General features: G+C 66.3%; 12 protein-coding genes. 2 read left to right on the top strand and 10 right to left on the bottom strand.

Features of this window, described 5'->3' with window-relative positions; genetic code table 11:
• A complete protein-coding gene (locus AACH40_RS08650) occupies positions 1 to 243 on the top strand; it encodes a hypothetical protein (protein ID WP_338645647.1) in 243 nt (80 codons plus the stop codon).
• Here AACH40_RS08650 and AACH40_RS08645 read toward each other — a convergent pair.
• The 7 genes from AACH40_RS08645 to AACH40_RS08615 all read right to left on the bottom strand — a co-directional run bounded on the left by AACH40_RS08645 (position 240) and on the right by AACH40_RS08615 (position 8,348).
• Positions 240 to 1,346, bottom strand: coding sequence for a potassium channel family protein (locus AACH40_RS08645; protein ID WP_338645645.1), 1,107 nt, complete (start codon positions 1,344 to 1,346; stop codon positions 240 to 242). The genes AACH40_RS08650 and AACH40_RS08645 overlap by 4 nt on opposite strands.
• A 251-nt stretch (positions 1,347 to 1,597) precedes the next feature.
• Entirely contained in the window at positions 1,598 to 2,860 is a 1,263-nt protein-coding gene (locus AACH40_RS08640) for a cystathionine gamma-synthase family protein (RefSeq protein WP_338645643.1), read from the bottom strand.
• Positions 2,861 to 2,914: 54 nt separating this feature from the next.
• Positions 2,915 to 4,036, bottom strand: a complete 1,122-nt coding sequence (locus AACH40_RS08635; RefSeq protein WP_338645641.1) for a HupE/UreJ family protein — start codon at positions 4,034 to 4,036, stop codon at positions 2,915 to 2,917.
• Positions 4,029 to 5,390 (bottom strand): hypothetical protein, encoded by a 1,362-nt coding sequence (locus tag AACH40_RS08630; RefSeq protein ID WP_338645639.1) that lies wholly within the window; start codon positions 5,388 to 5,390, stop codon positions 4,029 to 4,031. The genes AACH40_RS08635 and AACH40_RS08630 overlap by 8 nt, the downstream gene beginning before the upstream one ends.
• A gap of 25 nt (positions 5,391 to 5,415) precedes the next feature.
• On the bottom strand, positions 5,416 to 6,156 hold the full coding sequence (locus tag AACH40_RS08625) for a hypothetical protein (RefSeq protein ID WP_338645637.1): 741 nt from the start codon (positions 6,154 to 6,156) through the stop codon (positions 5,416 to 5,418).
• On the bottom strand, positions 6,156 to 6,818 hold the full coding sequence (locus AACH40_RS08620) for a hypothetical protein (protein WP_169493382.1): 663 nt from the start codon (positions 6,816 to 6,818) through the stop codon (positions 6,156 to 6,158). Before AACH40_RS08620 ends, AACH40_RS08625 begins: the two co-directional genes overlap by 1 nt.
• A gap of 177 nt (positions 6,819 to 6,995) precedes the next feature.
• A complete protein-coding gene (locus AACH40_RS08615) occupies positions 6,996 to 8,348 on the bottom strand; it encodes a DASS family sodium-coupled anion symporter (protein ID WP_338645997.1) in 1,353 nt (450 codons plus the stop codon).
• A gap of 230 nt (positions 8,349 to 8,578) precedes the next feature.
• Here AACH40_RS08615 and AACH40_RS08610 point away from each other — a divergent pair, with 230 nt between their 5' ends.
• Positions 8,579 to 9,523, top strand: coding sequence for an SAM-dependent chlorinase/fluorinase (locus AACH40_RS08610; RefSeq protein WP_169493380.1), 945 nt, complete (start codon positions 8,579 to 8,581; stop codon positions 9,521 to 9,523).
• 24 nt (positions 9,524 to 9,547) lie between these two features.
• Here the strand turns inward: AACH40_RS08610 and amyA are convergent, their stop codons facing one another.
• The 3 genes from amyA to pdeM all read right to left on the bottom strand — a co-directional run bounded on the left by amyA (position 9,548) and on the right by pdeM (position 12,547).
• Positions 9,548 to 11,035 (bottom strand): alpha-amylase, encoded by a 1,488-nt coding sequence (amyA, locus tag AACH40_RS08605; RefSeq protein ID WP_338645634.1) that lies wholly within the window; start codon positions 11,033 to 11,035, stop codon positions 9,548 to 9,550.
• Between the two features lie 160 nt (positions 11,036 to 11,195).
• Positions 11,196 to 11,717 (bottom strand): translation initiation factor IF-3, encoded by a 522-nt coding sequence (infC, locus tag AACH40_RS08600; RefSeq protein WP_169493378.1) that lies wholly within the window; start codon positions 11,715 to 11,717, stop codon positions 11,196 to 11,198.
• 131 nt (positions 11,718 to 11,848) lie between these two features.
• Entirely contained in the window at positions 11,849 to 12,547 is a 699-nt protein-coding gene (gene pdeM, locus AACH40_RS08595; protein ID WP_338645630.1) for a ligase-associated DNA damage response endonuclease PdeM, read from the bottom strand.
• Between the last annotated feature and the right edge of the window lies 1 nt (position 12,548).

Here is a 12,548-nt window from a genome sequence, read left to right as displayed (position 1 = left end):
ATGACATTCAAGACACCCGCTCCGTGGTTTGCCGCCAAGCGATACGGCTATGGCGCGGGGATGCCCATCGCCTGGCAGGGCTGGGCACTGCTGGTCACCTATATCGTGGCGATGGCGCTATCGAACGCGATGCTATCGGGTTGGCAGCGCCCGGTCGCGATGGGCGTGGCAACAGTGCTGCTGGTGGTCATCGCGTCGCGCCGCACGCAAGGTGGCTGGCGCTGGCGCAACGGGCGGGATTAGGTCGACCAGGTCCGCCCCTGCTTCACCGGCCGCGCCGGCGTGGTGAAGATCGCGCCCGCCGAAAGGCGGCTGCCGCGCACCACCAGCATGACCTGGTCGCCCGCCTCGATCTTCACGTCCTCGCCCGGATGCTCGATCGACTGGCCATTGGCGCGCTCGATGCGCACGATGAAGAACGCGCCGTTGCCGCGCCGCTCTGCTTCGCCCACGCTTTCGCCGGTCAGCGCGCCCTTTTCGGCGGCCCGCACCACCTCCAGGTCAAGGCCGAAGTCGTGGAGGTTGCGCTTGACCGCCCCCATCTCCGCGACTTGCGTCACCGCATCGGTCGCGGGGTACAGGATCAGCTCGGTGATCCGTTCGGCGCCGATGTGCGTGGGCAGCACGACCTTGTCGGCGCCGGCGTGGAACAGCTTGCTTTCGGTGCTGGGCGCTTCGCCGCGCGCGATGATCTGGACGCGGGGGTTGAGGTTCTTGGCCGAAAGCGTGATGAACACGTTGGCGGCATCGTCGGGCAGCACTGACGCGAGCACGCGGGCACGTTCGATCCCGGCATCGCGCAGCGTCTCCTCCTGCGTCGCTTCGCCGATCAGAGTGAGGTAGCCATGCGCCTTGGCCTCCTCGGCCTTGGCCACACTGCGTTCGAGGATCAGGAACGGGTGCCGCGCCTCGGTCAACGCCTTGGCCAGTTGCACGCCGATCCGGCCATAGCCGCAGATGATCGCGTGGTTGTTCAGCTTTTCGATCTCGGTCTGCATCTTGTCGAGCCCCAGCAGGCGACGGAACTGGAAGAGGGTGAAGACCTGCACGAGCGCGCCGGTCAGCACGATCATGCCGGTGCAGCCGAGCACGATCGTCATCGTCGTCCACAGCCGCAGGAACGTGGTGTCGACCGGGCGGATCTCGCCATAGCCGACCGAGAAGATCGTCAGCAGCACCATGTAGGCCGCATCGCCGAGCGGCCAGCCCGCGCGGACGTAGCCCATGGTCGAGATGACGAACAGCGTGGCGACATAGATCACCGTGCCCGACAGCAGCCGCAGCGGCGAGCCGAGCACGGAATTGGCGCCCGCCGAGAGTGCCGAGAGGTCCCCGTTCCTGTCCATCCCGCGTGCGATCTTGGGGGAAGCGCGTGGAGCTTGTCCAGTGTGTCTCGACTTCGCTCGACACGAACGGATCGGTGTGAGCTTACGGTGGCCGTTCCACCCCGTCCGCCCTGAGCTTGTCGAAGGGCTGCCCTTCTTGTCGGTCAGGGAGGGGCTGCAACGAAGAAGAACGGCCCTTCGACAAGCTCAGGCTACGGAGAGGGAAACCTTGCCTCCGATACTGGCGAGCGAAGTCGAGCGGTATTACAGGCCTAAACCGCGTCGAGCGCCTGCGCGAAGTCGGCGATCAGGTCGTCGGGGTCCTCGATGCCGATCGACACGCGCACGAGGTTGTCGGTGATGCCGAGCGCGGCCTTGCGCTCGTCCGGCACCGAAAGATGCGTCATCGCGGCAGGATGGCTGGCGAGCGTTTCGGTGCCGCCGAGGCTGACCGCCAGTTTGGCGATGCGCAGGGCGTCGAGGAAACGGAAGGACTCCGCCTCGCCGCCCTTGATGAACAGCGAGAAGGTGGAGCCGGCGCCGCTGCAGTGGCGGTCGAAGATGTCCTGCTGGCGTGCGTCGGAGATCATGCCGAGGTAGCCGAGGCCGTCGACCTTGGGATGGTCCTTGAGGAAAGCACAGACCTTGGCGGCGTTCTCCCCGGCGCGGGTCATGCGCAGCTCGACCGTTTCGAGGCTGCGCAGCAGCATCCACGAGGAATGCGGATCGAGGATCGTGCCCATCACGTTGCGCAACGAACGGATCGGGTCCATCCACTTCTTCGCGCCAGAGAGGCCGCCTGCAACAAGGTCGGAATGGCCGCCGACGTACTTGGTCAGCGAATAGACCACCACATCGGCGCCATGGCGCAGCGGCTGCTGCCACAAGGGGCCGAGGAAGGTGTTGTCGATCGCAATCGGCGCGCCGTCCGCGCCCAGCACCGCGTCGCGCGCGGCGCGCACCGCCTCGATGTCGACCAGAGCGTTGGTCGGGTTGGCCGGGCTTTCGAGATAGACCAGCGCCAGCTTGCCGCCCTGCTTCGCCGCCTGCGCCTTGCCCTGTTCAAGCAGGGCCGCGATTTCGGCCTGCGTCGCTCCGGCAGGGAAGTCCAGATACGTCACGCCGAAGCGAGAGAGGATCTTGGCGATGAAGGTTTCGGTCGCGGCATAGAGCGGGCCCGAATGCACCACGACATCGCCTTGCCCGCATTGGGCGAGCAGCAGCGTGGCGATGGCGGACATGCCGCTCGAGAACACGAGGCTCTGTTCCGCTTCGTCCCAGATGGCGAGGCGATCTTCGAGGATTTCCTGGTCGGGTCCGTTGAACCGGCCATAGACGAGCCCGTCCGCGCCGCCCGGGCGCTTGCCGGTGATGCCTTCGAAATGGCGCTTGCCCGCCGCCGCGCTTTCGAAAGCGAAGGTCGAGGTGAGGAAGATCGGCGGCTTCAATGCGCCTTCGGACAACTTGGGGTCGTAGCCCGCGCCCATCATTCGGGTGGAAGGCTTGAGCGTGCGGTCGGGCGGGCTGGCGGTCATCGGAAATCCTCTGGCAAAACTCTATTGGTTTCAACTGTAACCAACAACCGACTGCTATGCCAGCCCGGTTCGCTCGGCGAGCCAGACGAGCGCGGCAAGGCCGGTCGCGCCCGCCAGAACGAGCCGCACTGCGTTGCCGTTCCGCAGCCGGGGCAGCGTCATCAGAACGGGCAGAGCGACCAGCACGACGATCAGCTGCACCGCCTCGATGCCCAAGTTGAAGCCGAGGATTGCGGTGGCGCGCGTCGCGAGGTCGAGCCCGAAGTTGGCGATGGTGGTGGCGAAGGCGAGGCCGTGGACAAGGCCGAACAGCCCTGCGACGACCGCCTCGCGCCCCGGAAACAGCGGCCTTGCCGCATGGATCGCAGAGACGAGGACCGAGAAGGCGATCCCGGCTTCGACCGGCGCTGCGGGGAGGCGTGCGCCGAACAGCGCGGCGAGGATCAGCGTGGTGCTGTGACCGATGGTGAAAGCGGTGACGATCGCGGCGAGATGGCGAATTGTCTCGCGGGTCGAGCGCCTTCCGCTCCAGCGACCGCCGCTCGCCAGCAGCGGCGCGGGGAGCAGCAGGGCGAGCAGGAACAGCAAGTGGTCGGTCCCCTCCGCGATGTGCACCGCACCGAGGCGGAACGCGCTGGCAAGGAGCGAGGGCAGGCCGACGTTTCCCCGGTCGACCCTAAGGCTGGGCCGCGCGGCGGTGAGCGCGCCGACCAGTTCGCGCGCCTCGGCGGTGCCGCCGACGAGATCGCCGCCGACGACCAGCAGCGCGAAGTGGGTCGGGACTTCACTGGTTATGACCCGCCAGTCGAAGCGGAAGGCGCGGTCGCTGGCACCGGGAGGGGGCACCAGCACGAGGCTGGCGTGGAGATCTGGCGGTCCGGCGATCGTCTCGAAGCGCAGCCGGCGTACTTCCACCTTCCAGTGCGCGCCCGACGGGGCGACGACGGCCATGTGCGAGAGCAGGTAGCGCGATGCGGCACTTATGCTGTGAGGGCTGTTGTCGGTGGCAAGCCCGGTCGCGTAGCCGAATTCGCTCTGCGGCACGACCACGTCGGCGGTGACTGCACCGGGGGCGAAGTCTAGCCGAATTTCGGAATTGGGCGTGAGGTGTGCGGCGGCAGGCGTTGACAGGAATAGCAGGAACAGCGTCGCCAGCCAGCGCCGCAATTCAGTCATGCCCGAACCACACGTACCGCGCCGCGGGATCGGCGGCGTGGGGATTGATCGCCAGCGCGGCCTTGCGCGAGGCTTCTGCCTCGCCGTTGCGGCCCAGCGCGTCCAGCGCCTCGGCTCTTTGCATCAGCAACAGCGCAGAGCGCCAGCCGCCCTTTTCGGCGCGCTCGATCGTCGCCAGCGCAGCCTTGGCATCGCCGGTCAGCAGTTGCGCACGGGCGAGCAGCGCCAGCGTCGCGCCGTGGGGCCGCAGCGCGGCGTCCTTGCGCGCAAGGTCGAGCGCGCGGGCCGGATCGCCGACCGCCAGTTCATGCTCGGCAGCGTGGGCATAGGCTGCAGTGGGTAGGGCCGCCACGCGCCTGGCCCACAAGCTTCCGGCGCGCGCAGCCCACGCATTGCTGGCATCGCGCCGCCCCTGCAGACGCAGCAGGTGGGCGAGCGCGTCCATGACTTCGGGCGCATTGCTGCGGTTCGCAAGATCGGTGTAGCGGTGCACCGCTTCGTCCGCGCGCCCCTCCACTGCGGCTTGCTGCGCGACGAAGGCCTGCGCCAACCATTGCCCGGGAAAGACCGCATCGGCCCAGCGGACCCATCGACCGGCCGTGGCCCAGTCGCCCGTGGCATAAGCGATGGTCGCGCGCTGCAGCGCGGCGGTCTGCAGCGCCTGGCGCGTCAGCCGCTTACCGCGAAGCACCGCATTGACCCGGCGGCGGGCAAGTTCCGGATCGCCGGTGCGCAGCGCGAGCATCGACTGGCGCAGCGCAAGGCCAGCATTGTTGGCCGCTGCCTCTGCCTTGCCGTAAAGATCGCGCGCTGCTGCATAGTCGCCACGCTGCATCGCGACATCGCCGCGCAGGGCGAGGGCGCTCGATGCTTCGTCGGGCAAGGGCTTTGCGGCTTGCGCGTCAAACCTCGCCAGCGTCGTTTCGACTTCCGGCAGGCGGTGCAATGTGTTCGAAAGCGCTGCGCGGCTGAGGCTCGGCCCGGCGGGATAGTCAGCCAGGGCCATCGCTTCGGTCAGCGTGCGGTCCGCCTCGGCTAGATCGTTCCAGCTGCCGGTCAGGCGGTAACGACCGACCAGCGTGTCGCCCAGGATTTCAAGATGGAGCCAGTCCTTTTGCCCGCGCTCGATCCGCTCGCGCGCACCGGTGATCTGGCTATCGGCCAGCACAATGGCTTCGGCCGCGGTCTTCGGGCCGAACCACGGACGGATGGCGGCGGGGTCGGGGTCCGGAGGGCCCTGATGGTGCTGGCGCCATGACCGTACGCCAAAGCCTGCCGCCAGCACCACCAGGACGGCGATAAGCAGGAGCAACGGCCACGGCGCGCGGCGCCTGCTTTCCCCGGTTTCGTTCATTTAAAGGGCGACCGAAACGCGTGGGTCAGGAGGTCTTGGCGCAAATCTTGAGGCCCAGCCCAACCAGATCGTCTCCGATCAGGTGGAACAGCTCGCCAAGATCGGCCTTCTCCTCCGCGAAGTACTTGTCCGTTTCGTCCGTAGCGGGATTGTCGTCGTTGTACTCAACCTTTTTAGGGCTGCGGATCAGTGCGGTGGCCACGGCCGGATTGCCCATGCGGTCGACGTTGACGTAGGCGCTGTCGGCATCGGTGCGGAAGTTGAAGCCACTGCCCGTGCCGCTCGCCACCTGCGGTGATCCGTTGGGCGTCGCCAGGAACGGGAAAGTCAGGCTGAAGGGCTTGTCGTTCGATGGCGGATCGAGCGGGATATTGGCCAGTGTGTTCGGCCCCTGTCCCGAAGCGCTCATGTCGAGGAACAGCGTTGCCAGCAGCAGGTCGACAACCGGATCGGACGGGTGGCGGCCATTGGGCCAGCGTGTGGCGCGGGTAAGATCGAGCTTGAGCGTATCGGGGATGATGATCCCCTTCAGGGTGGCGGTAGCCCCCGTCTGGCCCTGGATCGTCTGGGTGAAGCACGGGCTGACATCGTAAGCGATCTCGGTCGCGGTGGGCGTCGCGGTGGGCGTGCTGGTAGTGCTCGGCAGCGGAGCCGGCACGACGACGGTGCTGCCCGCGCCATCATCGCCACAAGCCGCGAGGGTGAGGATCAGCGCAAGCGGCGCGGCAAACAACGCAGCGGCGCGGATGGGGAACGTGTTGGCCATCACAGGTTCCCTCCGAAGCGCAGGGTCTGGCCCCACAATTCCAGCTGGCTGACATCACCGCCGAACTTGGCGTCAGGAATTTCGAACACGATTGCAGTGTCGTTCTGCCCGTCGAAGAAATTGCGGTTGTTGCGGATGCGGATCTCGCCGAACGAGCGCGTTTCTCGGAAGCCGATCAGGTCGAAGAAGAACGGCTCATCGAACAGGCCGGCGCGCGCCTTGACCCCGTCTTTTTCCAGCGTGGCTTCGACCGGCCCTTCGATCGTGCCGACCCCGGGCACGCCTTCGAAGCGCACGCCCCAGTCCTTGTCGCCCGATCCCTTGCCGAAGCGGGCCCGGATCGTGAATTCGTCGGTGGTGCCGGGCGCCTTGGTCGAGATGTGGATCTTGTAGAGAACGTCTCGATCGTAGTGCAGCGGATCGGTCGTCGCGACAGGGCCGGCAAAGGTCATCGCGATCTTGACCGTGCCGTTCGAATGCCAGGCGAAAACGTCGGCGATATCGGCGGGCACATCGGGCGTCGCGTCGAAGCCGGCGTCGGTGCGCGTCGGCGGATCAAGATGGTCGGCGCTCATCGCGCTGTCCGACGGTACGAATGCGATACCAACGAGCGCCGCGCTCAAGGCGCCGCCTGCCAGCAATGACGTGATGATCCTGCGCACGGTATGGCCCTCTTCCCGTTGCCGGTTTGTGGTGGTGCGCCCTATCTGGCCTGCTCGCCCGGTTCTTGCTGTGTCGCCGGTCACAATGGTGAACGACGACGGGGCGGCGGCCTACGCGTGATATCTTAGTGCCAAATTGGCGGAATGGGGAAGAGGGAAATGTGCGGAGCGCACTGGTCAGAAGTGCAGCACCTGCGCCACCGACCAGACCACCACGACAATCAGGACCGCGCCTGCAAGATCGAGCGCAAGCCCCGCCTTGAGCACGCGCGGCATGGCGATGTGCCCGGTGGCCCAGGCGAGCGCGTTGGGGCCGGTGCCCGCAGGCAGCATGAAGCCCCAGCTTGCGGCAAGCGCGGCGGGCAGGGCAAGCAGGATCGGATCGGCCCCCAGGGCGCCGCACAGCGCGGCGACAACCGGCATGATCCCGCTGGCCGCGGCAATGTTGCTGGCAAATTCGGTCACGACCACGACGAAGGCGACCAGTACCAGCGCCACGATCGGCAGCGGCACTTGGGCCAGCGGCAGCATCGCCTTGCCGAGCCAGTCGGCGAGTCCCGATTCGCTCATCCCCATGGCCATCGACAGCCCGCCGCCGAACATCAGCACCACGTCCCAAGGTGCGCGGTTCGCTTCCTTCCACAGCAGCATCGGACGGCCCGTGCCATCGGGCAGCACGAACAGGACAAGGCCGGCGATGGCGGCGATGGTGCCGTCGGTCAGCCCGCCTTTCGGAAACAGCGGCTCGGTCAGCGGCTGCGTCACCCAGGCGAGCACGGCGAGCGCAAACACCGGGACAAGGCGCTTTTCGGGAAGCGTCCATTCGACCGAGTGCTCGATCGCGTCGCGCGCGGCGGCGGGATCGAAGCTGTCGGCGCGCAGGCCGTGGACCCGCGCGATCAGCCACGCGGCAAGCGGCACACCGATCAGCACCACCGGCATGCCGAAGGCCGACCACTCGATGAAACTTATTTGGACGCCCAGCGTGCGGTCGAGCAACGCGACGGCGATGGCGTTGGTCGGCGTGCCGACGATCGTGCCGTATCCGCCCAACGTGGCGGCGAAGGCGACCCCCATCGGCAGCGCACCGGCCATGCCGCTGGTCTCACCCGGCTTCACCCCGCCCGAAGCGAGAATGGCCAGTGCCATCGGCATCATGATCAGCGCGGTCGAGGTGTTGGAGATCATCGTCGAGATTGTCGCCGTCGCGGCCATCACCGCCAGCAGCAGGCGAAACGGACTGGACCCCGCGTGGCGCAGCATGGCGAGCGCAAGGCGGCGGTGTAGACCGGTGCGTTCAATCGCGAGGGCGAGGAACGCGCCGCCGACGAACAGGAACATGATCGGCGAATAATAGGCGGACGCGGTCTTATTGGCATCGGCAACGCCGGTGAGCGGCAGGACGATGAAAGGCAGCAGCGCGGTGGCCGACAGCGGCATCGCTTCCGTCATCCACCACACCGCCATCCACCACAGCAGGCCGGCGGCGTACCACGCGGGTTGCGGCATGCCTGCCGGGGGCGCGAACATCAGCGTGGCCGCAAAGCCGAGCGGGCCGACGACGAGCGCCAGCTTGCGTAGATCGAATGCCGCCACGGTGTTCCCCCAAATCCCTTTGGCATGTGGGGTAGCATGGCACGGCCGGCACGGGGAAGGGGGGCTGCCTGCAAAGCCCGACCCGCTCCCTTCTTGGCTATCCCGCCTTGAACTGCGCAGACGCATCGCCGAGAAGGAAGGCGTAATTGTTCGAGGGGGACGTCATGTTCAAGCGCTGGATCGTTCTTGCGGGCCTTTGCACGGGCCTTGCCGCCTTGCCGTCAGCGCTGGCGGCGCAGCCCGTTGCCGCGCCCGCTGCACCGGCGGCGGCGCCAGCCCGCGCGCCCTTGGTGCTTATGACCGACTTCGGCACCGTCGATGGTGCCGTCTCGGAAGTGAAGGGCGTTGCCTATGGTGTGTCGCAGGACCTGCTGATCTCGGACTTGTCGCACCAGATCGACGGCATCTGGGACGGTGCCTATCGTCTTTACCAGGTCGCGCCGTACTGGCCCAAGGGCACGGTGTTCGTCACCGTGGTCGATCCGGGCGTGGGCACCAGCCGCCTGTCGATCGGCGTGCGCACCCGCGCCGGGCATTACTACATCGGCCCCGACAACGGGCTCTACACCCTGATCGACGAGGTCGAGGGCATCGACGAGGCGCGGGTAATCGACGAGAAGGTCAACCGTCTGGCCGGTTCTGAAAAGAGCAACACCTTCCACGGGCGCGACGTGTTCGGCTACACCGGCGCGCGGCTCGCATCGGGCACGATTTCATGGGAGCAGGTCGGGCCCAAGGTCGATCCGGCCAAGCTGGTGCGGCTGTCCTACCAGCATCCTGTGCTTGAAGCCGGCGTGCTCAAGGGCATGATCCCGGCGCTCGATGTCGCGTATGGCAATGTCTGGACCAATGTGCCGCAGGACCTGTTCGCCAAGGCCGGGTTCAAGCTGGGCGACAAGGTGAAGGTCGAATTCCTGAACGATGGCAAGGTCGTCGATACGGTGGTCGCGCCTTATACCCGCACGTTCGGAGACGTGCCGGTGGGGCAACCGATGGTCTATATCAACAGCCTGCTCAGCGTCGCTGTGGCGCTGAACCAGGGTGATTATGCCAAGGCGCACGGGATCAAGGCAGGCGCGGGCTGGTCGGTGCGGATCACCCGGCCGTAGACCCTGATCCCGACGCAGAGGCGGTCACGCGTCTGCGCGGACCCAGACGCAGACGCTGCCGCCGTTTACGGGAAAGCGCGCGCGGCCTTCGCCGTCCGTGGTGACAGTGTCTTCGCGGTGGGCCAGCCAGCAGCGGAACGTGGTGTCGGCCTGTTCGGGGCCGAGATCGACGTCCTTGCCGTTCTCCCCGCCGTTGGAAACCACGACGACGCAGCTTGGCTCTTCGGCGGTGCCGTGACGCACGAAGCCGATGCAGGACGGATCGTCGTCGACCAAGTCGGTCTGCGGCCCGTTGGCGAAACGGGCGCGCGCGGCGATCAGTGCGGGCAGGCAGCCGAGCGCCGGCAGTTCGACTTCGTGACTTTCGCCATCGCCCCCCGTGTCGGAATAGCGCGCGCCGTAAAGATCGGCGTGGAACACGCAGGGAATACCCTGCTCACGCAGCAGGATCAGGGCGTAGGCGATCGGTTTGAACCACGGCTCGACCGGCGTTTCCAATGCCTGCAACGGCTGCGTATCGTGGTTGGCGACGATGGTCATGGCGTGATCAGGCAGGCACTGCACCAGTGTGCCGTCGAACAGCGTGCGCAAATCGTAGTCCGCCCCATCGCGCGATGCGTGATGGATCGCGTGCTGCAGGCCGACGTCGAACAGCATCAGCTGATGATCCACCGCATCGAGATAGCCGCGCAGCACATCGACATCGGGATGCCAGTATTCGGCAACTACGAGTGCTTCAGGCGCCACGCAATCGCGCATGTGGCCAACCCAGTCGCGGAAGAACCAGGCTGGCACGTGCTTGGCAGCATCGAGGCGGAAGCCGGCGATGGGGAACTGTTCGCCCATCCAGCGGCCCCAGTGCTTTAGCTCTTCCTGAACCGCAGGGTTGCGCATCTCGATGTCGGCGCCCATCAGGTAGTCGAAGTTGCCGTTCTCTGCGTCTACCTCTTCGTTCCAGCCGCCCAGATCGTGCTCATTCTCGATCTTGAACAAGCCGTTCTCGTCTGGCTGCTCGATATGGTCGACCCCGCCGAAGCAGTGCTTGTCCCACACGAAGTCCGAATGCGCGCCCTGCCGCCCCGGAAAGGTGAAGCGCGTCCAGGCAAGCGCGGTGAAGGCATCGTCCTCGATTTGGTTACGGTCCTCCGGGTTGACACGGCGCACGGTCACTTCCTCGCGTTCGTCCGCACCCATCTTGTGATTGAACACCACATCGAAGATCGCGCCGATGCCGTTGGCGCTGAGCGCATCGACAGCGTCTCCCAGTTCGGCGCGGGTGCCGTACTTCGTCGCGACCGTGCCCTTCTGGTCGAATTCGCCAAGGTCGAACAGGTCGTAGGTATCGTACCCCACCGACATCGCCCCGGCTGCGCCCTTGCACGCGGGCGGCAGCCAGACGTCGGTCACCCCCATCTCGGCGAGCCGCGGCGCCTCGTCCCGCAACTGGCGCCATATCGCTCCGTCCCCGGGGGAGTACCAATGGAAGAACTGGATCAGCGTGCGGTTGGCCATCTATCGCTCCATGCTGCCCCGACATGCCGCGATAATGTTGCGCTGCAGCGAGACGGGAGCGATACGCCGTGCAAGCAGAAAGGTTGCGGCAGAGGCAAACAAAAAGGGCGCCGGACCAGATCCGGCGCCCTTTTTTGGCCATTGTCGGTGGCGCCAGTGCTTACTTCGGCGCGAGCACCATCAGCATCTGCCGGCCTTCCATGCGGGGGAAGGCTTCGATCTTGGCGATTTCGGCAACATCGTCCTGCACCTTGCGCAGCAGGTTCATGCCCAGCTGCTGGTGCGAAAGCTCGCGGCCGCGGAAGCGCAGGGTGATCTTGACCTTGTCGCCTTCGCCGATGAACTTGACCACGTTACGCATCTTGGTTTCGTAGTCGTGGTCATCGATGTTCGGACGCATCTTGATCTCCTTGATCTCCTGCGTCTTCTGGCTCTTGCGGGCGAGATTGGCCTTCTTCTGTGCCTCGTAGCGGAACTTGCCGACATCGAGGAACTTGCACACCGGCGGATCGGCGTTGGGCGAGACTTCGACAAGGTCGAGGCCGACTTCGGCCGCCTGCTCGATCGCCTCGCGGGTGTACATCACCCCCAGGTTTTCGCCTGCTTCATCGATCACGCGCACCTTGGGCACGTTGATCATGTGGTTGTAGCGGGGCCCGCTCTTGACGGGGGGCGCCATCATGCGCCGGGGAGGGGGTGCTATTGTGTGCTCTCCTGATGTGGTCGGATAATGCGGCTTTGCGCGCGCTCATATCACAATGGCGCAGCAGATAAAGGCCTAGTCTTGCGAGATGGTGCGCAAGGACCTCCGGTTCAAGCCGGAGCGCGTCCATCCTGCCACAGCGGGTCGCGCCAGACCGGGAAGCGGGCAAGCCGCTCGCCAGCTGGAACCAGCGCATCGATCGCCGCGGCGGGCTGCATCGCGCGTACAATTGCCGGGTCGCCTGCGTCGAGCCCGCCGGTCAACGCCCCGAAGGCGGGCAGGATCAGCTTGCGATCGCTCATCACCGCGCAGGGGCGCGCGATACGGCGGCCGCGCGCGGCGATGCGCAGCTTGGGATGGTAATGGCCGGAAAGTTCTGGAGCGGTTTCGCCCGCCTTCGCCTCGTGCCGCAGGGCCACGCCGCGCACCGCCAGTTCGGGCACATAAGTGCCCGGCGCCGCGCCGCCTTTTTCATCATGGTTGCCGGTAATCCACACCCAGTCGACCGCGCGGGTCAGTGCTTCGAGCATGCCGGCAGCGTGGGACTCGAGCCGTTCAGGCCCGGCAGCATCGTGGAAATTGTCGCCCAGGCAGAAAACCCGCGTCGCGCCGGTTGCGCGAATCGCATCGGCCATTCGGCCCAGCGTCTCGCGGCTGTCGTAAGGAGGCAGCATCTGGCCGAACCGGGCAAACCAGCTTGCCTTTTCGAGGTGCAGGTCGGCGACGAGGAGCGCGTTCTCCTCTGCCCAGAACAGCGCGCGTGCCGCCCCGAGATGCCATTCCTGCCCTGCGAACGAAAAGGGAACCATG

It is taken from the genome of Novosphingobium olei (genome assembly GCF_037076535.1).
In the GTDB taxonomy this organism is placed as follows: domain Bacteria; phylum Pseudomonadota; class Alphaproteobacteria; order Sphingomonadales; family Sphingomonadaceae; genus Novosphingobium; species Novosphingobium olei.
Note: the sequence above shows the minus strand (reverse complement) of the source record. Positions and strands in the feature narration are given on the sequence as shown.

Coding starts and splice junctions, on each gene's coding strand:
- AACH40_RS08645 (WP_338645645.1), bottom strand. CDS start 1,346: ATGGACAGGAACGGGGACCTCTCGGCACTCTCGGCGGGCGCCAATTCC.
- AACH40_RS08610 (WP_169493380.1), top strand. CDS start 8,579: ATGTTCAAGCGCTGGATCGTTCTTGCGGGCCTTTGCACGGGCCTTGCC.
- AACH40_RS08625 (WP_338645637.1), bottom strand. CDS start 6,156: ATGGCCAACACGTTCCCCATCCGCGCCGCTGCGTTGTTTGCCGCGCCG.
- AACH40_RS08630 (WP_338645639.1), bottom strand. CDS start 5,390: ATGAACGAAACCGGGGAAAGCAGGCGCCGCGCGCCGTGGCCGTTGCTC.
- AACH40_RS08650 (WP_338645647.1), top strand. CDS start 1: ATGACATTCAAGACACCCGCTCCGTGGTTTGCCGCCAAGCGATACGGC.
- pdeM (WP_338645630.1), bottom strand. CDS start 12,547: ATGGTTCCCTTTTCGTTCGCAGGGCAGGAATGGCATCTCGGGGCGGCA.
- AACH40_RS08640 (WP_338645643.1), bottom strand. CDS start 2,860: ATGACCGCCAGCCCGCCCGACCGCACGCTCAAGCCTTCCACCCGAATG.
- AACH40_RS08615 (WP_338645997.1), bottom strand. CDS start 8,348: ATGTTCGCGCCCCCGGCAGGCATGCCGCAACCCGCGTGGTACGCCGCC.
- infC (WP_169493378.1), bottom strand. CDS start 11,717: ATGATGGCGCCCCCCGTCAAGAGCGGGCCCCGCTACAACCACATGATC.
- AACH40_RS08635 (WP_338645641.1), bottom strand. CDS start 4,036: ATGACTGAATTGCGGCGCTGGCTGGCGACGCTGTTCCTGCTATTCCTG.
- amyA (WP_338645634.1), bottom strand. CDS start 11,035: ATGGCCAACCGCACGCTGATCCAGTTCTTCCATTGGTACTCCCCCGGG.